This window comes from Methylobacterium dankookense (assembly GCF_902141855.1).
GTDB lineage: Bacteria > Pseudomonadota > Alphaproteobacteria > Rhizobiales > Beijerinckiaceae > Methylobacterium > Methylobacterium dankookense.
In genome coordinates this window covers 397,716-416,485 of record NZ_CABFVH010000001.1, presented here as the reverse complement: position 1 = coordinate 416,485, position 18,770 = coordinate 397,716, and the positions used below count along the sequence as shown (strand labels likewise).

Genomic DNA, 18,770 nt, shown 5'->3' with positions numbered 1-18,770 from the left:
CCTCCAAACCCCGAACGAATGAGAGTGACCCGATGACGGACGACCCCCGCCTGACCAACCTCGACGGATTCCGCGTCGAGATCGATCCCGCTCGCGAGCGTGCGGACGTGATCCTGAGCCGCCCACCGATGAACGTGATCTCGATGCCCCAGCGCGACGAGATCCGGAAAGTATTCGAGGCGCTGGACGAAGATTCGCGGGTGCGGGTGATCGTCCTGCGCGCCGAGGGCGAGCACTTCTCGTCCGGCGGCTACATCAAGGGCTTCCTCGATGCGTCGCCGGAGCATGTCTCGAAGCTCGCCTGGAACATCGCCGCGCCCGCGCGCTGCGCCAAGCCGGTGATCGCGGCCAACCGCGGCTACACCTTCGGCGTCGGCTTCGAGATCTCGCTCGCCTGCGACTTCCGCATCGTCTCCGAGACCTGCCGCTACGCGCTGCCCGAGCAGAAGCTCGGCCAGATCCCGGGCTCCGGCGGCTCGGCCAGGCTCCAGAAGATCGTCGGCATCACCCGCACCAAGGACATCGTGATGCGCTCGAAGCGCATCCCGGGCCGGCAGGCGCTCGACTGGGGCATCGCCACCGAATGCGTGGCCGATGCCGACCTCGAGAAGGCGGTCGACGCGCTGGTCGACGAGCTGCGCGCCTTCTCGCCGATCGCCCAGCGCACCGCCAAGAAGCTCCTCAACGACACCGAGGATTCGACGCTGGCGATCGCCATCGAGCTCGAGGGCCATTGCTACAGCCGCCTGCGCCAGTCGGACGATTTCCGCGAGGGCGTCGAGGCCTTCCACGAGAAGCGCCAGCCGACGTTCCGGGGCAGCTAGCGCCCTCTCATTCCATCGATGCGAGCGACCGCCACGCCGGCTGCAAGACCGGCGGGCGGCTCTGAGGCCGGGGCCGCCCGGGCCCGAAGGAGAGGATCCATGGACGCCACCACGACGATGGCCGCCCCGGCGGCCCTGCCGAAGCCCACCACCCGACAGACCGCGACGGCCGCGATGGCCTCGCTGTTCGGCTGGGGGCTCGACCTGTTCGACCTGTTCATCCTGCTCTACGTGGCGCCCGTCGTCGGCGCGCTGTTCTTCCCGGCCGACAAGCCGATGCTGTCGCTCGCCGGCGCCTACGCCTCCTTCGCGGTGACGCTGCTGATCCGGCCGCTGGGCTCGGCCCTGTTCGGGACCTATGCCGACCGTTTCGGGCGGCGGCGCGCCCTGATGGTGGCGGTGATGGGCGTCGGCCTTTCGACGGCGGCCTTCGGCCTCCTGCCCACCGTCGGCCAGATCGGCTGGCTCGCAACCGCGATCTTCCTGGCCTTCCGGCTGATCCAGGGCATCTTCGTCGGCGGCGTAGTGGCCGCCTCGCACACGATCGGCACCGAATCCGTGCCCGAGCGCTGGCGCGGCCTGATGTCGGGCTCGGTCGGCGGCGGCGGCGCGGCGATCGGCGGCCTGCTCGCCTCCCTCGTCTTCTCCATCGTCTCGCTGCTTGCGCCGGGCGAGGCCTTCGCCGCCTGGGGCTGGCGGGTGATGTTCTTCTCCGGCCTCCTCACCTCGGTGGTCGGGCTCATCCTGTTCCGCAACCTCGAGGAATCGCCGATCTTCCGCCAGCTCCAGGCGGAGAAGGCGGCCCGGCGCGGCGAAAGTCCGGTGGTGGCCTCGCCGGTGCGCGCCCTGTTCTCGGCCGAGCACGCCCGCAGCTTCGTCCTTGCGGTGCTGCTCTCCTTCGGCGGCGGCGCGGCCTATTACCTGACCACCGGCTATCTCCCGACCGTCCTGAAGCTCGTGAACGGCCTGCCGAACGCCACCGCCTCCCTGCTGCTGATCGGCGCGAGCATCGCCGCGGCCGTCGGCTCCTGCGGCATGGGCGAATTGAGCCAGCATATCGGGCGGCGGCGCTGCTTCCTGCTGATGGGCGCCGTGCGGCTCGTCGCCTTCCCCGTCCTGTTCCTGGCGCTGGGGCAGGCCACGGATACGGTGACGATCGCGATCTGCGCGCTCCTCCTCGCCTTCGTCGCGAATGCGAGCTACGGCCCGCTGCTGATCTTCCTCAACGAGACCTTCCCCACGGCCTTGCGCGCCACCGGTACGGGCTTGAGCTGGAATATCGGTTTCGCGCTCGGCGGCATGCTGCCGACCCTGGTCTCGCTTACCGCCGACGGCCCCGGGCAGATCACGATGGTTCTGGCGATCTTCTCGACGGTGGTGACGCTGGTCTATCTGGTCGGGGCCTTCCTGATGCCGGAGACGCGGGGCAACCTCGACCGCGGCTGAGGGGGCGCGATGTCCGACAACCCGTTCTGGGACTTCTCCCTCGACCTCTACCGCCGGCCGGGCATCGCGCCCGCCTGCCTCGTCCTGCAGGACGAGGCGGGGGCCGACGTCAACCTCGTGCTCTACCTGCTCTGGTGCGCGGCGACCGACCGATCCCTGGACGCCACGGCGGTCCGGGCGGCGGATGCGGGCATCGCGCCCTGGCGCGGGGCCGTGGTCGAGCCGCTCCGCGCCGTCCGGCGGGCGCTGAAGGCCGAGCCGCTCGCGCGCCTCGGATCCGAGGCCTATCGCGGGCGGATCAAGGCGGTCGAACTCGAGGCTGAGCGCCTCGTGCAGGAGGCGCTGTTCGCAGGCGCGCCGGAACCGGGCCCGGCCCTCGACCGGGGGCGGGCCGCGCAGGACCATCTCGGCCATTATGCCGGGCTGCTCGGGCAGCCCTTTCCGCAGGAGCCTCTGCGCGTGCTTCTGGACGGGTTCGCCGGGGCGTGAGCGCTCAGGCCGGGACGATCGTGCCGGGATTCATCAACCCCTTTGGGTCGAAGCTCCGCTTGAGCGCCGCCATCATCGCCTGCTCGACCGGCGACTTGTAGCGCCGGACCTCCTCCGTGCGGAGCTGGCCGAGGCCGTGCTCGGCGCTGATCGAGCCGCCCAGGTCCGCCACGATGTCGTGCACGATGCGGTTCGCACCGGGGCGCAGAGCCGCCACCTCGGCGGCGCTCGCGCCCGCCGGCCCGAGCGGGTTGTAGTGGATGTTGCCATCCCCGAGATGGCCGAAGGCGAAGGGCCGGATGCCGGGCAGGGCCGCCGCCAGGGCCGCGTCGGCGCGGGCCAGGAAGGCCGGCACGGCCGAGACCGGTACCGAGACGTCGTGCTTGATCCCGAACCCCGCCGCCTTCTGCGCCTCGGCCTGACCCTCGCGCAAGGCCCAGAGGCGCTGACGCTGCGCCCCCGAGGCGGCCAGCGTCGCATCCGAGACGATCTCCTCTTCGTGCGCCGCCGCCAGGAGATCCTCCATCGGGGCCGCGAGGGTGCCCGGCGCGCCCTGGCCGGTCGCCTCGATCAGGACGTACCAGGGATGGCGCTCGGCGAAGGGCGAGGCGGTGCCGGGCAGGGCGACCAGCACCCAGTCGAGGCATTCGCGCCGCATCAGCTCGAAGCCTGTCAGGCTCTCGCCGAGATGGTGGCGCGCCCGGTCGAGCAGGCGGAGCGCCGAGTCCGGATCCGGCACGGCCGCGAAGGCGGTCGCCGTGTCGCGGGGGCGCGGCAGCAGGCGCAGCACCGCCGCGGTGATGATGCCGAGCGTCCCCTCCGCGCCGATGAAGACCTGCTTGAGGTCGTAGCCTGCGGCGTCCTTGCGCAGGCCGCGCAGGCCATCCCAGACCTGCCCGTCCGGCAGCACGACCTCCAGGCCGAGGGCCATGGCGCGGGCATTGCCGTAGCGCAGGCACTGCGTGCCGCCCGCATTGGTCGAGAGGTTGCCGCCGATCTGGCAGGAGCCCTCCGAGGCGAGGCTCAAGGGGAAGAGCCGATCGACCTCCGCCGCCCGCGCCTGCACCTCGGCCAGCGTCATCCCGGCTTCGACCGCAATGGTGTCGTTGACCGGATCGAGCGCGCGCAAGGCCCGCATCCGCTCCAGCGAGACGATCACGCAGCCCGGCCGCGTCGGCTGTGCGCCGCCCGCGAGGCCGGTATTGCCGCCCTGCGGGACCATGGCGACGCCGGCCTCCGCGCAGGCGGCGACGGTCGCCGCCACCTCCGCCGTCGAGGCGGGCCGGACCACGAGGCTCGGCGGCGCCGCGAAGGCCCCGCCCCAGGACTCGCCGTAGCGCGAGCCCGCTTCCTCCACGACGCCCCGCGCGCCGAGGATCGCGCCGAGCCTGTCGCGGAGCTGCGCCGGCAGCTCCGCTCCCGTGCCCATGCCGGACATCGCTTCACCCCGCCCGCGATGGCGTCGAGTGCAGGGGAAGTGCGCTGCCCGCCGCATTCTCCTCGCCGGTCACCGCCTCGGGCAGATGGCCGGGCCGGTCCTCGCCGGTGAACCCGCGCAGCAGGTGCGTGACGGTCATCACCACGATCGGGATGGCCACCGCGATGTAGGTGTTGTCGATGCCGAAGGGATCGCCGAGCAGGAACCAGCCGATCGTCAGCACCAGCGAGCCGAGGATGCTGATGAGCGCGCCGAGCCGCGTGCCGAACCAGGGCGCGTAGAACAGGAGCAGCACCAGCACGGCGAGCGTCGCGCGCAGGGCCTTGGCGAGGAAGGTCACCTTCAGCACGTCGGGCGCCAGGATCGCGAAGGGCAGGGGGATCAGGCCGACGACCACCGTCGCGACGCGCACGAACAGGAGCGAGCGTCGGCCGTCGCCGCGATCCTTGAAGATCGGCTGGTAGAAGTCCTTGAACAGGAGCGTCGCGGTGCCGATGCTGACCGCCGAGATCGTGCCGAACAGCGAGCCGGCGAGCCCCGCCACCACGAAGGCGGCGGTCACGGTGTCCATCCGCGCGATGATGCTCGGGAAGGCCTGCAGCGGCGGGATCTTCGGCGAGAGCACGGCGGCGCACAGGCCGATACCGGCGGCGAACAGGCTGAAGCCGATCAGCAGCACGGCCGAGTAGAGGCTCGCCCGCTGCGCCTTGTCGCCGTCGCTCACCGTGCTAATCGCCTGGATCACGTACTGGGTCGAGAAGATCGCACCCGTCGCCGCGATGAACCAGGCGATGATCTGCGGCCAGCCGACGGTGGTCGCCTCGAACATCTTCTCCGGCAGGCGCGCCTGCAACTCCCCCATGCCGCCGACCTGGTTCAGGGCGAAGACGAAGGCGATGACGATGCCGAGATACTTCACCAGCGCGTGCAGCACGTTGGTGTAGATCACCGAGCGCATTCCGCCGACCGTCACGTAGAGCACCGCGACGACGCCGGTGAGGACGATGGCGACGGTGCGGTCGATGCCGAGGACGCTCGACAGGACGGCGCCGCCGCTGGTGTAGACCGAGATCGCCACGATCTGGATCGCGAAGATCATGATCACCGACGTCGCGACCTTGACCTTCGTCCCGTAGATTCGGGAGAGGGCGCCGGAGATGGTGTTCTCGCCCAGCGCCTTGAAGCGGCGCGCCAGCAGCAGTGAGTAGAGCACGAAGCCGATGCCGAGGACCGCGAGGCTCCACGCGCCGGAGATGCCGTGGCTGTAGGCCGCCTGGGCGGTGCCGACGCTCGCCGTGGTGCCGATGAACTCGGACATCAGCAGGAAGCCGATGAGGATGGCCGGGAAGGTCGTGCCCCCGGAGGTGAAGCTCTTCGCGCTGTCGGCGTAGCGTTTCGCCGCGAAGCTGATCACGCCGAGCACGGCCATGTAGAGTCCCGTCAGGGACAGGACGGTCCAACTCGCCTGCATGGCTACCCTCCTCAGCGGCCGACGGACAGCAGGGGGCGTTCCGGTCGGGGCCAGCCCGCCGGTTGCCGGTTCTGTACGGTGGTCATCGTGGTTCCTCCGGATGGGGCGGCTCGGCGACCTCGTTCGTGTCGGGTGCCGTTGACCGCGCGTCGTTCAGGTCGTGGGACTCGCTCCGCGCGCCTCGGCCACCGAGGCGGACCCGCTCTGGGCGAGGGCGAGGCGCAGCTCCTCCTCGAAGAGGCGTGCGACATGCTCGCCGCCCTCCTCGCCGAGCGCGCCGTAGCCGAACAGGAAGGCGCGGCCCGCGAAGGCGGCGTCGGCGCCGCGGCCGAGCGCCCGCAGCAGGTCGAGGCCGTTCATCATGCCGCCGTCGACGACCAGGCTGGTGCGGCCGCCGACGCGCGCCGCGATCTCGGCCAGCGCGTCGATCGAGGCGGGGGCGGCGTCGAACTGACGGCCGCCATGGTTGGAGACGACGATGCCGTCGACGCCGAGCGACACGGCCTTCTCGGCGTCGTCCGGATGCAGCAGGCCCTTGACCAGGAAGGCGCGCGGCCACGCCTCGCGCAGGCGCGCCACCGTCTCCCAGGTCATCGGGCCGGTCATCTTCTGGAAGACGTAGCTCGCGAGGTCCGCGGTGCTCGCCCCGGCCCCGGCATAGGCCAGGAAGTTCTCGAAGCGGGGCTGGCCGTGGCGTAGCATCGCCAGCCCCCATTGCGGCGCGCGGGCGACGTCGAGGGCGGTGCGCAGCGTCGGGCGGAAGGGCACGACGAGGCCGTTGCGCACGTCGCGGGTGCGCTTCGAGCGCACCGGCACGTCCAGGGTGACGACGAGGGCGTGGGCACCCGCCCGCTCGGCGCGGGCGACGAGGTCGAAGGAGACGGCGTGGTCGTTCCCAGGGACGCCGTAGAGCTGGTACCAGAACACGTCCGGGGCGAGCGCGCCGACGCGCTCGATCGTGGTGTTGGCCACCGTCGACAGCACGTAAGGGATGCGGGCGCGCTGCGCCGCGCGGGCCAGCGCCTCGTCGACGCCGGGCCAGAGCAGCCCGGCGAGGCCCATCGGCGCGACGCCGAAGGGCGCGCGGTAATCCCGCCCGAACAGCTGAACCGCGGTGTCGACCCGGGACATGTCGAGCCCGAGGCGCGGGCTGATGGCGATGGCGTCGAGGGCGGCGCGGTTGCGGGCGAGGCAGAGGTCGTCGCCGACCCCGCCGGCCACGAAATCGTAGGCGAAGCGCGGCGTGCGGCGGCGCGCCCGCGCCATCAGGTCGGCGACCGTCGGGTAGCGGCGGCGCAAGAGGGCCGCGCGCCCGTCGAGGCCGCCGCTGCCCCAGCCGGCGGCGCGGGCGGGCGCCGTGCCGCGTCCCGCGACGGCCTCGGCGACGCTCGGGGTGGTCGCCGCCACGTCAGTACTCGCAGACGACGTTGACGAGGGCCTGCCGGCCGGCGCGCACCGCCGCGACGGCTTCGGCGAGGGCGCCCGGCAGCGCCTCGGCGTTCTCAACGCGCAGGCCGAGGCCGCCGCTCGCCTCCACCACCCGCTCGAAATCGGGCGAGGGCCCGAGATCCGCCAGCATGCGTCCGCGATTCTTGGCGGCGTAGCCCTCGCGGTACATGGCGAGTGTCGAGTTGCGCACCGCGCCGTAGAGGGCGTTGTTGAAGACCACCGTGAGGACGGGCAGGTCGTGCGCGGCCGCCGCCCAGTGGCTCGCGGTGGGATTTGCGAAGATGTAGGCGCCGTCGCCCAGCGTCGCGACGACGAGCTTGTCCGGCGCCGCGAGCTTGGCGCCGAGCGCGGCGCCGAGACCCCAGCCGAGGCCGCCGGCCGGGCTCAGCCCGAAATAGGTGCCGGCTCGCGTCCGCGGGCAATGGTCGAGGCGCAGCGGGTACTCGTTGACAATGATCGCCTCCGGCCCGACCGCCTCGGCGACGCAGGCGCTGATCCAGTCCGGGGTGATCGTGCCGCGCGCCGAGGGCGTGGTGACCGGGGCCCTGCGCCGCGCGATCGCCTCGCGCCGCCCGGCGAGGCGGCCGGTATCGAGCGGGCTCCCGAGGGCGCGCTCCAGAGCGTCCAGAAGGATCGCCGCCTCGCCGGGCAGGCAGAGATCCGCCCGGAAGCCGCGCATCGGGTAGCGGGTATAGGCCGGGTCGATCCCGAGATGGGCGATGCGCGCGCCCTCCGGCGGGTTCTGGATGGAGGGGATCCAGGGCACGTCGCAGTCGAGGGCGATGACGAGGTCGGCGTCCTGGATCCAGGGGCCGGGCTCGAACCCCGCGAAGCAGGGATGGTCGGTGGCGATGTTGAGGAAGCGCTGGTGGAAAGAGACCACCGGCACCGCGTGGCGCTCGGCGAAGCCCGCGAGCGCCCGGAACCCGGCCTCGCTGCGGCCGGCGCTCGCCGTGACGATCACGGGCCGCTCGGCCTCCGCCAGCCAGCCCGCCAGCCGTGCGACGGCGGCCGGATCCGGGAAGGGCGCCGGGACGGGGGCGAGGACCGGGGCCGCGGGTGCGCCCGGCAGGGCGGCGGCGCCGGCCAGCGTGTCGCGGGGCAGGGTGACGTAGACGGGGCCGCGCGGCGCCGACATCGCCACCTGATGGGCCCGGGTGACGATCTCGCCCGCCTGCTCGGGCAGGTGGAGCTCGTAGTCCCACTTCACCGCCTCGCGCAGCATGCCCGCCTGGTCGAACATCTCCTGCGCCCAGTGGATGTAGCGGGTGCGGGCCCCGTGGCGGCCGGCTTCCGAATAGGGCGAGCGGCCGGCGAAGAGCAGGACCGGGGTCTCGTCCCGGCTGGCGTCGAGGACGGCGTTCACGGCGTTCGCCGTGCCGACATTGACGTGCACCATCACTGCCTGCGGGCGGCCGGAGACCATGTAGACGCCGTGTGCCATGGCGACGGCGAGGTTCTCGTGCGGGATCACCATCGGCCGCGGCACGGCCTCGCCGGTGGTCTCCGCCCGGGCGAAGGCCTCCGCGATCGGCGGGAAATCCGTGCCGCCATTGGCGAAGAAATAGTCGATGCCGCAGGCCGTGAGTTGGCGGAGCAGGACGTCCGCCGCGCTTCGCACCTCGCCGGCGCGCTCCCCTGGCTGAAGCTCGACCTTCATTCCGACCTCCCTGGTCTCGTTTCCCGGCCAGTCCCATCGAATGGGAGCAAAGCCCGGTATTCGGCCTCGCTCGCTTCTGCGAGGGGCCGATATTTTGGCTTCCAATTCAACGCCGGAACAATAATTCTGGCAAATAATCTTGTCTTATCGATCCGATCATCGCCGGTGATAGGCTTCGCTCTGCGAGCTCACTCCGCGTCGCCGCGCCAGCGCCGCACGCAGCCAGCCTCGATCTCGAACAGGTCGAGGATGCGGCCGAGCGTGTGGTCGACCATTTCGCCGAGGCTCTCCGGCCGGGCGTAGAAGGCGGGGACCGGCGGCGCGATGATCGCGCCCATCTCCGAGAGCGCCGTCATGGTGCGCAGGTGCCCGGTATGGAGCGGGGTCTCGCGCACCATCAGGACGAGGCGCCGCCGCTCCTTCAGCACAACGTCGGCGGCCCGCGTCAGCAGGCCGGTGGTGGTGCCCGCGGCGATCTCGGACATGCTGCGCACGGAGCAGGGCGCCACGATCATGCCGCGGGTGCGGAACGAGCCGGAGGAGATCGCCGCGCCGATATCGGCCTGCGCGTAGGTCTTCGCCGCCAGCGCGCGCACGTCCGCGACCTTGAGGTCGGTCTCGTGGGCGAGCGTCACCTCGGCGGAGCGCGACATCACGAGATGGGCCGGGATGTCGAGGTCGCGCAGGATCTCCAGCAGGCGGATCCCGTAGATCACGCCGGAGGCGCCGGAGATGCCGACGACGAGGGGGAGGTTGCGGCTCATGGGGTCACTCTTGGGCCGACGCCCTCGACCTGATCCTCGACCAGGCCCGGCGCCTGGTAGACATGCTTCAGCTCGGTGAAGTCCATGAAGGCGTCGTAGCCGTGCAGGCGCCCGAGCCCGCTCTGCCGGTAGCCGCCGGTCTCGGCCTCGGCGAAGAGCTTGTTGTGGTCGTTGATCCAGACAGTGCCGTTCCGCAGAGCCCGGGCGACACGCAGCGCCCGGCCCCCGTCCCGGGTCCAGACGCTCGCCGAGAGGCCGAAGACGCTGTCATTGGCCCGGGCGACCGCTTCGGCCTCGCTCTCGAAGCCTTCGAGGACGACGAAGGGGCCGAAGATCTCCTCCTGCACGAAATCGGCGCGCGGGTCGGCATGCTCGACGAGGGCCGGCGTCAGGAAGGCGCCGGGCCCCTCAGGTACGCGCGGCCGCAGCAGCACGGCGTCGGCGCTGGCGCAGGCCGCCTCGACCCGGGCCGCGACGGCGTCGCGCGTCGCCCGGTCGATGAGGGGGCCGACCTGCGTCGCCGGGTCGAGGCCTGGCCCGACCCGCAGGTCCGACAGGGCGGCGGTCAGCGCCTCGCGCATCTCGGGCAGGCGGGAGCGGTGCACCAGCACGCGCCGCGCGGCCGTGCATTGCTGGCCGGAGATGATGGTCGCGGCCGTGGCGAGCTTGCCTGCGACGGCGCCGATCTCGGCATCGGGGAAGACGAGGCAGGCCGACTTGCCCCCGAGTTCGAGGGAGAGCTTCTTCATGCTGTCGGCGGCGGCGCGCATGATCGCCTTGCCGGTGGCGGTCGAGCCCGTGAAGCTGAGGACGTCGACCTCGTGCGAGAGCGAGAGGTGCTCCGCCCCGGCATGTCCGGTCTCGACGATGACGTTGACGACGCCCGCGGGCAGGCCGGGCGCGGCGAGGAGCGGGGCCATCAGGGCATCGTTGAACACCGCGGTCTGCGCGGCCGGCTTGACGATCGCGGTGCAGCCCGCCGCCAGCGCCGGGGCGAGGGAGCGCACCAGCAGCACGGCCGGCGCGTTCCAGGGCACGATGATGCCGGCGACGCCCGCGGGCTCGCGCAGCATCGTGGAGAGCACGCCCGGCTCCGGCTCCAGCACGTGGCCGGGGATGTGGCGGGCGAGGCCCGCATAGTAGAGCACCTCGGAGATCGCCCCGGCGACCTCGCCGCGCGATTGGGCGATCGCCTTGCCGTTGTCGCGGGTCAGGAGCGCGGCGAGCCGCTCGCGGTCGGCCTCGAGGGCGGCGGCCCAGTGCAGGAGCACCTGCTGCCGCAGGCGCGGGGAGGAAGCCCAGAGGCCGCGGTCGAAGGCCTGCCGGGCGGCGGAGACCGCGGCCTCGGCCTCGCGGAGGCCGCCATCGGCGATCCTGCCGACGAGGCTGCCGTCCGCCGGGTCGAGGCTCTCCGCCCGCGGCGCACCGCAGCGCTCGCCATCGATCCAATGATGCGCGTTGCCGTCCATGGCCGTTTCCCCGCCCTCGATCGTGGATCCCCCGCGCCCCGGGCGTCGGGCGGGCGGTTTCCAGAGATCGTAGGAGCCTGCGGGCGGGACTGTCGAATAAGGATGGTTGATGGGCGCGATCAGCGGAACTGCATGGCCGTCAGCGCTCGGGGCCCGTCACGATATGCGCCTGCAGGGCGCTCGCCGCGGCGGAGAGCTCCTCCGACAGCATCTCGATGAAGCGCAGGGCCGCGGAGGTGAGCGGGCGCTTCGGATGGTGGATGATCACGAGCTGGCGCGTGATGCGCGGCGCCACGATGCGGTAGGCCTTCAGGCTGCCCTCGGCGAGCTGGCGGCTGACCGCGACGCTCGGCAGGACGGTGAAGCAGCGCGAGCGCTCCACGAAGTCGGCGATGGCCGGCGGCAGGTCGAGTTCGAGCTTCGGGGAGAGTGCGATGTCCTCCGAGCCGACCCGCCGGTCGAGTTCGAGCCGCAGCCCGTGCCGCTGCGAGGGCAGGATCAGGTCGAGCTCCGTCAGGTCGCGCATGCGGACCGGGACCGGGATCGGCAGCGGCGTGTCGCGGCCGCCCACCACCACCATCTCCTCGTCGAGCAGCGGGTCCACCAGCAGGCCGAGGCGGCGCGGCGGCTTGTTGATCACGGCGAGGTCGAGGCTGCCGTTGCCGACGCCCTCGACGAAGGTACTGCTGTAGCCGTCGGCCAGCGATAGCTCGACCTGCGGATAGGCGGCCGAGAAGCGGGCGAGCACGCTCGGGACGACGCTCATGGCGAGCGAGGACAGGATGCCGACGGTGACGCGGCCGGACACGCTCTCGGAGAGCCGTGCCATGGCGGCGCGCGCCTCGGCGACATCGCGCAGGATCGGCTGCACGAGTTGGTGCAGGGTGCGGCCGGCGGCTGTCGGCACCATCGCCTTCGGCTGCCGGTCGAACAGGCGCTGGTCGAGCTCCCGCTCCAGCTTGGCGATCTGCATGCTGAGGGCTGGCTGCACCACGTTCATCCGCTGCGCCGCGCGGGTGACGCTGCCCTCCTCGAACAACGCGACGAAATAGGAGATCTGGCGCAGATCCACCGCTTGTACCTCCCGGGTCAGGCTCTGCGGCCGGACCGTATCCGACTGGACCACGCCGTCGCCAGCGGAGCAATTCAGACTGTCTGATCGGGGGTATCAGCAATCTTTATTTTGGCGCGCCCGCCGAACGGCCTAACCAAAAGGGAACGATGCCGCCCATGAGCGGCGAACGGGAGGACATCATGAGCGACCCGGCCCCGGTTCGGTCCCTGCGCGACTGGCTCGACCGCCTCGCCGCGAGCGGGCGCCTCAGCGTCGCGCGCCCCCGCATCGGCCTGCGCCACGAGGCGGCGGCGGTAGCCAACCGCCTGGACGGGCGCAGCGCCACCCTGTTCCCGCGGCCCGGCGGCCGGCCCGGCACCATCGTCTCGGGCCTCGTCTCCAGCCGGGCCTGGATGGCCGAGGCGCTCGGCACGCGCGAGGACCGCCTGATCGCGCATTTCCAGCGCGCCTGCGCCGAGCCGCTGCCCTGGCGCGAGCGCGAGACCGGGCCCGCCCAGCAGGTCGTGCACCGCTCCGACATCGACATCCTGCGCATCCTGCCCGTGCCGACGCTGAACGAGCACGACAGCGGACCCTACATCTCGGCCGGGCTGATGATCTCGCGCGATCCCGAGACGGGCGCGCAGAACGTCGCCATCCTGCGCTGCCAGGTCAGCGGGCCGGACCGCATCGGCGTGCTCGTCCTGCCGCGCCACACCGACAACTTCTACCGCAAGGCGGAGGCCGCCGGCCGGGGCCTGGAGGTCGCGCTCGTCGTCGGCGTCGATCCGGCCTGCCTGCTCGCCTCGCAGGCGATCGTGCCGCTCGGCCACGACGAGTTGGAGATCGCGGGCGCGCTCACCGGCGCCCCCCTCGACGTGGTGAAGTGCCTCACCAACAACGTGCGCGTGCCGGCCGAGGCCGAGATCGTGATCGAGGGCCGCATCCTGCCGGAGGTGCGCGAGTTGGAAGGCCCCTTCGGCGAGTTCCCGCAATATTACGGCGAGCGGGCCAAGCGCCACGTCATGACGGTGGACGCGATCACCCACCGCGAGAGCCCGATCTTCCACATGATCGTCGGCGGTGGGCTGGAGCACCTCCTCCTCGGCGCGATCCCGCGCGAGGCCACGATCCTCGCCTCGCTCCAGCGCAGCTTCCCCGGCGTCGAGGACGTCCACCTGTCGCTCGGCGGCGTCGGCCGCTACCACCTCTACGTCAAGTTGCGGAAGTCGCAGGAGGGCGAGGCCAAGAACGTGCTCCTCGGCGCCTTCGCCGCCCATTACGACATCAAGCACGCGGTCGTGGTCGACACGGACGTGGACATCCACGACCCGCAGGAGGTCGAGTGGGCGGTCTCGACCCGCTTCCAGGCCGACCGCGACCTCGTTGTGATCGCGGGCAGCCAAGGCTCGAAGCTCGATCCCTCCACCCAGGACGGGGTCGGCGCGAAGATGGGCCTCGACGCCACTGCCCCCCTCGATGCGCCGCCGATGAAGTTCACGCGCATCCGCGTGCCGGGCGAGGCCGAGGTGGACCTCGCCGCCGTGATCGTGCCCGAGGCCGATTGGCGCGACGCCGTGTCCGGCTGAGCTTCGCCTGGCGGGGCGCTCCGAGACCATCGACGGATTGACGGTCGCGGAGGCCTCGGTCATGCCCGAGCGCCGACACCAACGTTGCGACGATGATGATCGCCGAGAAGATCGCCGATGGCCTCCGGGCCCGCTGAGGCCCCGCGGGACGCGGATTCGGGCGTCCTCGATCTCGGCGGGCAGCGGCTCGAATACCGCCGCGCCGGCCCCGCCGCGGGGGAGGGCGCGACGATCCTGCTCCTGCACGAGGGCCTCGGCAGCGCCGACGGCTGGTGGCCCTTCGCCGACGTGCTGGCCGCGGCGACGGGCCGGCCCGTCCTCGCCTATTCCCGGGCGGGCTACGGCCGGTCGAGCCCGGTCGCGCTGCCGCGTCCGGCCGACTACCTCGAGCGCGAGGCGCGGGCGGTGCTTCCGCGGCTGCTCGACGCGGCCGGCATCCGCGACTGCATCCTGGTCGGCCATTCGGACGGGGCGACGATCTCCGCGCTCGCCGCCGCCGCGGGCGATCCGCGCATCCGCGCCGCAATCCTGATCGCGCCCCACGTCTTCGTGGAGGATGTGACCCTCGCCGGAGTCGCCCGCGCGCGCCGCGCCTTCGAGGAGGACGACCTGAGGGAGCGGCTCGCGGCGCGGCACGACGATGTCGAGGGCGCCTTCCGGGGCTGGAGCGACACCTGGCTCGATCCCGCCCGCCGGGGATGGGATGTCCGCGCCGACCTGCGGGGCCTGACCGTGCCGCTCGCGGTCATCCAGGGAACGCGGGATCGCTACGGCAGCGCCGATCAGATCGAGGCCGTGCGCGCCTCCTGTCCCCAGGCTGAGATCCATCATCTGCCGGGAATCGGCCACGTGCCCCACGAGGAGGATCCCGCAGGGGCCTTGAGGATTCTCGCCGATTTCATCGGGCGGTCCTGCGCCTGACCGGCGCCCCCGAGCCGCGTGCCGCGATGGCAGGATCCGAGGGAACAACGACATTGTGACGCCGCAGGCCCGGTGCGACGATCCAGGCATGTCCACGACCGTCCACACGCCGCGCCGTGTCCTCATCCTCGCCGCCGCGCCGGCCCAGCTCCTCGACATCGCCGGGCCGGCCGAGATCCTGGCGCAGGCGAGCCGCCTCGGCCGCCCCGCGGGCTCGGAGGCGCGCCTCTACGACATCGCCTGCCACGTGGTGCCGGAGCCCGGCACGCCCGCGACCTCGGCAGGGCTCCCGCTCGGCTCCACCCTCTCGGCCGAAGAGCTTCTCGGCTGGAGCGCGCTCGACACGCTGATCGTGGCGGGCGGGGAGGGTGCGCGCCGCCGCGGCGACGAGGCCGCGATCCGCGACCTGACGCGGCATCTCGCAGCCCGGGCGCGGCGCGTCGTCGGCGTCTGCACCGGCGCCTTCATCCTCGCCGCCGCGGGCTGCCTGAACGGCCGGCGCGTCACCACGCATTGGCGCTGGTGCGACGAGCTGGCCCGGCGCCATCCCGGCCTCGCGGTCGATCCCGAGCCGATCTACGTCCAGGACGGACGGGTCTGGACCTCGGCCGGCATCACCGCCGGGATGGATCTCGCGCTGGCCCTCGTCGAGGCCGACCACGGCCACGCGCTGGCGCTGGCCGTGGCGCGCGAATTGGTGATGTTCCTGCGCCGGCCCGGCAGCCAGAAGCAGTTCAGCCCGCATCTCTCCGCCCAGAACGGCCTCTCGGCGCGGCTCGCCGATCTCCCGGCTTGGATGAGCGAGAACCTGCACCGGCCGCTGCGGGTGGAGACGCTCGCCGCGCGCGTGGGCCTGAGCCCGCGCCAGTTCGCCCGCGCCTTCCGGGCCGAGGCCGGGACGACGCCGGCCCGCATGCTGGAGCGCCTGCGCGTCGAGGCGGCGCGCCGGATGCTCGAATCCGACGGGGCCGGTCTCACCGCGGTCGCGACGCTCTGCGGCTTCCAGGCCGACGAGACCATGCGGCGCGCCTTCCTGCGCCATGTCGGCGTGCCGCCGGGCGATTACCGCGATCGTTTCCGCGCCGAGCGGCGCCTGTCTCACCACGAACCATCCCAGAGGAGCATGCCCGCATGATCGACCCCGACCGCCATCTCCAGATCGGCTCGCTGCTCTTCGAGGGGCTCGACCAGATCGACCTCACCGGCCCCTTCGAGGTCCTGGCCCGGATCCCGAACGCGACCTACCGGATCTACGCGAAGGACCGGGAGCCGGTGCGCGACGTGCGCGGCCTCCGCCTCAGCGCGGACGCGACGCTCACGGAGGCGCCGCAACTCGACCTGCTGCATGTGCCCGGCGGCTACGGCCAGGAGGCGCTGATGGAGGACGAGGCCGTGCTCGGCTGGATCCGGGATCAGGCCGCGGGCGCGCTCTGCGTGCTCTCCGTCTGCACGGGCGCCCTCGTCTGCGGCGCGGCGGGCCTGCTCAAGGGCCGGCGGGCGACGACGCATTGGAGCGCGCACCACCTGCTGCCGCTCTTCGGCGCGACCGCGGTCGATGCCCGGGTGGTGGTCGACGGCGACATGGTCTTCGCGGCCGGTGTCACGGCCGGGATCGACGGGGCGCTGACCGCCGCGGCGCAACTGCGCGGGGACGAGGCGGCCCAGGTCATCCAGCTCTACATGGAATACGCCCCCGAGCCGCCCTTCGATGCCGGCACCCCCGCCCGCGCCCCGGAGGCGGTGAGCGCCCGGGCCCGCGCGGGCGCCGCCGAGATCACCGCGCGCCGCGAGGCGACCGCCCGCAGGGTCGCGGCTCGGCTCGGTGTGACGCCGGGCTGACGCTCCGCTTTCAGTGCCCGTTCGCGCGATGCATCTCCGCCTCCATCCCACCCATCCACCGCATCCTGAGGCGGCCGCGTGAGCGGCCCTCGAAGGAGGCCTCCAGAAGGCTCAGCGATCTCTGGAGGGCTCCTTCGAGGCCTCCGCTTCGCTGCGGCACCTCAGGATGAGGTCGAGGAGGGGATTGGCGAAGACCGGTCGATCCGCTCCGGCGTTCAGTGCAGCCCCTCGACGGCGAGGCTCCGCCGGCAGGGCGTCGGCGGCGGGCGCAGGCCGATCTGGAGCGACGGGTCCGAGCGGAACAGCGCCTTCAGGAAGCCCGCCACCGCGCGGATGCGGGGGGCGAATTGCAGGTCGGTGTGGACGTTGAGCCAGAGGTCGCGGCTGGTCGAGGCGGCCTCGTGCAGCACCGGCACGAGGTCGTCGCGCCCGCTCACGGCGAAGCTCGGCAAGAGGACGAGGCCGAGCCCGCCGGCCGCGGCCTGCTTCTGCGCGATCATGCTCGTCGAGTGGAACACGACGCGGCGGTCGCGCACCACGTCGTCGAGCCAGCGCACGCAATCCACCTGGATCAGGTCGTCGATATAGGAGACGAAGGCGTGCTCCCGCAGATCGCCGAGGCTCTTCGGGATGCCGGCCCGGGCGAGGTAGCCCGGCGCGCCGTAGAGGCCGAGCCGGAAGCGGCCGACCAGCTCCGAGACGAGGCCCTGGCCGGGCGGCTTGAAGAAGCTCAGGAAGAGGTCGGCCTCGCGCCGGTTCACGTAGACCGTCTGAGACGAGGTCACGAGCTCCACCGTGAGGTCGGGATGCGTCTCGCGTAGGGTGCCGAAGCGCTCCGCGAGATAGAGCGAGGCGATGCCCTCCATCGTGGCGAGCCGCACCCGTCCGCCCGCCTGCCCCGCCGAGGGCGAGACCTCCTCGCCCATGGCGATCACCGCGCTCTCCACCCGCTCCGCATGGCCGAGCAGGCGCTGCCCGGCCTCGCTCAGCCGCAGCCCCGAGGGCACGCGCTCGAACAGGGCGATGCCGAGCGCCCCTTCGAGATGGGCGAGGCGGCGGCTGACCGTCGATTGATCGATCCGCAGGCGCTTGGCCGCCCCGGCGAGGCTGCCGCCGCGGGCAGCGTTGATGAAGACCTTCAGGTCATCCCAGTCGAGCAGGTCGAGCGCGCGCATGGATGGCTCCGGGCAAGACTTGCGCCAAGCTTCGGTCATCCGGTCGGACCCATGCAAGGGGCCTTGCAGATTTGTCCGCTTCGCGCATGGAACCTGGCCCGTAAGCTGCCTCACGAAAAGGTGAGTCATGCTTGCACGCTTCAAAGCCGCCGCGGTCCATGCCGCCCCCGTCTTCCTCGACGCCGCCGCCACCACGGAGAAGGCGGTCGCGCTGATCCGTGAGGCGGCGCGGGCGGGGGCCGCCCTCGTCGCCTTCCCGGAGACCTTCATCCCGGCCTTCCCGGTCTGGGCGGCCCTCTCGGCGCCGATCGACAACCACGACCTGTTCGCGCGCATGGCCGAGCAGTCGGTGCGCGTCGACGGGCCGGAGATTGCCCGCATCCGCGAGGCGGCGAAGGCCGCCGGCATCGTCGTCTCGATCGGCATCAGTGAGCGCTCGCCCGTGAGCGTCGGCTGCCTATGGAACACCAACCTGCTGATCGGCGAGGACGGCAGCCTCCTCAATCATCACCGCAAGCTGGTGCCGACCTATTACGAGAAGCTCGTCTGGGCGGCGGGCGACGGGGCCGGCCTGAAGGTGGTCGAGACCACCATCGGCCGGGTCGGCCAGCTCATCTGCGGCGAGAACACCAACCCGCTCGCCCGCTACAGCTTGATGGCTCAGGGCGAGCAGTTCCACATCTCGTCCTGGCCCCCGGTCTGGCCGACGCGGCGGCCGAAGGGCGGCGGCAATTACGACGTGGTGGCGGCCAACCGCATCCGCACCGCCGCCCATTGCTTCGAGGCCAAGGTGTTCGGCCTCGCCACCGCGGGCGTCCTCGACAAGGCCGCCTTCGACCTGCTCGCGGCGCACGACCCCGCCGCCGCCGAGGTCCTGGAGGGCACGCCGCGGCCCCCGACCTTCTTCCTGGACCCGACCGGCGCCCAGATCGGCGAGGTCCTGCAGGACGAGGGCATCCTCTACGCCGAGATCGACCTCAATGCCTGCGTCGAGCCCAAGCAGTTCCATGACGTCGTCGGCTACTACAACCGCTTCGACGTGTTCGACCTCGCCGTGAACCGCCGCCGGCTCGAGCCCGCGCAGTTCCGCGACGGGCCGCCCCGCGCCGCCGAGCCCGCCCCGGCCGAGGCCGACGGCGCGTGACTTGCTCCCGACGCCCCGCCCCCGCTGATCGCCCAAAC

The 18,770-nt window shown here is 72.2% G+C and carries 16 protein-coding genes; 8 read left to right on the top strand and 8 right to left on the bottom strand.

Annotated features, from left to right (window positions below):
* Window positions 1-32 precede the first annotated feature (32 nt).
* The 3 genes from MTDSW087_RS02080 to MTDSW087_RS02070 all read left to right on the top strand — a co-directional run bounded on the left by MTDSW087_RS02080 (window position 33) and on the right by MTDSW087_RS02070 (window position 2,759).
* The gene (locus MTDSW087_RS02080; protein ID WP_144759423.1) at window positions 33-824 is read left to right on the top strand and encodes an enoyl-CoA hydratase/isomerase family protein; all 792 of its coding nucleotides are present in this window, start codon (window positions 33-35) and stop codon (window positions 822-824) included.
* A gap of 99 nt (window positions 825-923) precedes the next feature.
* Complete coding sequence (locus tag MTDSW087_RS02075; RefSeq protein WP_144759420.1) at window positions 924-2,270, top strand: MFS transporter; 1,347 nt, start codon at window positions 924-926, stop codon at window positions 2,268-2,270.
* Window positions 2,271-2,279: 9 nt separating this feature from the next.
* Entirely contained in the window at window positions 2,280-2,759 is a 480-nt protein-coding gene (locus MTDSW087_RS02070) for a TIGR02444 family protein (protein ID WP_144759417.1), read from the top strand.
* A 4-nt stretch (window positions 2,760-2,763) separates the two neighbouring features.
* Here MTDSW087_RS02070 and MTDSW087_RS02065 read toward each other — a convergent pair whose 3' ends face one another.
* The 7 genes from MTDSW087_RS02065 to MTDSW087_RS02035 form a co-directional block, all read right to left on the bottom strand.
* Window positions 2,764-4,188 (bottom strand): FAD-binding oxidoreductase, encoded by a 1,425-nt coding sequence (locus tag MTDSW087_RS02065; RefSeq protein ID WP_186383700.1) that lies wholly within the window; start codon window positions 4,186-4,188, stop codon window positions 2,764-2,766.
* Between the two features lie 13 nt (window positions 4,189-4,201).
* The gene (locus tag MTDSW087_RS02060; protein WP_144759414.1) at window positions 4,202-5,668 is read right to left on the bottom strand and encodes a sodium:solute symporter family protein; all 1,467 of its coding nucleotides are present in this window, start codon (window positions 5,666-5,668) and stop codon (window positions 4,202-4,204) included.
* 153 nt (window positions 5,669-5,821) lie between these two features.
* Window positions 5,822-7,075: an alpha-hydroxy acid oxidase gene (locus tag MTDSW087_RS02055; RefSeq protein ID WP_238179096.1), complete on the bottom strand. Its 1,254-nt coding sequence runs from the start codon at window positions 7,073-7,075 to the stop codon at window positions 5,822-5,824.
* Between the two features lies 1 nt (window position 7,076).
* Window positions 7,077-8,777: a thiamine pyrophosphate-requiring protein gene (locus MTDSW087_RS02050; protein ID WP_144759411.1), complete on the bottom strand. Its 1,701-nt coding sequence runs from the start codon at window positions 8,775-8,777 to the stop codon at window positions 7,077-7,079.
* Between the two features lie 188 nt (window positions 8,778-8,965).
* Window positions 8,966-9,541, bottom strand: coding sequence for a UbiX family flavin prenyltransferase (locus MTDSW087_RS02045; protein WP_144759407.1), 576 nt, complete (start codon window positions 9,539-9,541; stop codon window positions 8,966-8,968).
* The gene (locus MTDSW087_RS02040) at window positions 9,538-11,010 is read right to left on the bottom strand and encodes an aldehyde dehydrogenase family protein (RefSeq protein WP_144759404.1); all 1,473 of its coding nucleotides are present in this window, start codon (window positions 11,008-11,010) and stop codon (window positions 9,538-9,540) included. Before MTDSW087_RS02040 ends, MTDSW087_RS02045 begins: the two co-directional genes overlap by 4 nt.
* A 139-nt stretch (window positions 11,011-11,149) precedes the next feature.
* Entirely contained in the window at window positions 11,150-12,082 is a 933-nt protein-coding gene (locus tag MTDSW087_RS02035; protein WP_144759401.1) for a LysR family transcriptional regulator, read from the bottom strand.
* Between the two features lie 182 nt (window positions 12,083-12,264).
* On the opposite strand from MTDSW087_RS02035, the gene MTDSW087_RS02030 reads away from it, so the two are divergent.
* The 4 genes from MTDSW087_RS02030 (at window position 12,265) to MTDSW087_RS02015 (ending at window position 16,413) form a co-directional block, all read left to right on the top strand.
* Complete coding sequence (locus tag MTDSW087_RS02030) at window positions 12,265-13,653, top strand: UbiD family decarboxylase (protein WP_144759534.1); 1,389 nt, start codon at window positions 12,265-12,267, stop codon at window positions 13,651-13,653.
* A gap of 117 nt (window positions 13,654-13,770) precedes the next feature.
* Window positions 13,771-14,574: an alpha/beta fold hydrolase gene (locus MTDSW087_RS02025; protein ID WP_144759399.1), complete on the top strand. Its 804-nt coding sequence runs from the start codon at window positions 13,771-13,773 to the stop codon at window positions 14,572-14,574.
* An 88-nt stretch (window positions 14,575-14,662) separates the two neighbouring features.
* Entirely contained in the window at window positions 14,663-15,709 is a 1,047-nt protein-coding gene (locus tag MTDSW087_RS02020) for a GlxA family transcriptional regulator (RefSeq protein ID WP_144759396.1), read from the top strand.
* On the top strand, window positions 15,706-16,413 hold the full coding sequence (locus tag MTDSW087_RS02015; protein WP_144759393.1) for a DJ-1/PfpI family protein: 708 nt from the start codon (window positions 15,706-15,708) through the stop codon (window positions 16,411-16,413). Before MTDSW087_RS02020 ends, MTDSW087_RS02015 begins: the two co-directional genes overlap by 4 nt.
* A 215-nt stretch (window positions 16,414-16,628) precedes the next feature.
* Here the strand turns inward: MTDSW087_RS02015 and MTDSW087_RS02005 are convergent, their stop codons facing one another.
* Window positions 16,629-17,588: a LysR family transcriptional regulator gene (locus MTDSW087_RS02005; RefSeq protein ID WP_144759390.1), complete on the bottom strand. Its 960-nt coding sequence runs from the start codon at window positions 17,586-17,588 to the stop codon at window positions 16,629-16,631.
* Window positions 17,589-17,715: 127 nt separating this feature from the next.
* Here MTDSW087_RS02005 and MTDSW087_RS02000 point away from each other — a divergent pair, with 127 nt between their 5' ends.
* Complete coding sequence (locus tag MTDSW087_RS02000) at window positions 17,716-18,732, top strand: carbon-nitrogen hydrolase family protein (protein ID WP_144759387.1); 1,017 nt, start codon at window positions 17,716-17,718, stop codon at window positions 18,730-18,732.
* The last annotated feature ends 38 nt before the right edge of the window (window positions 18,733-18,770 follow it).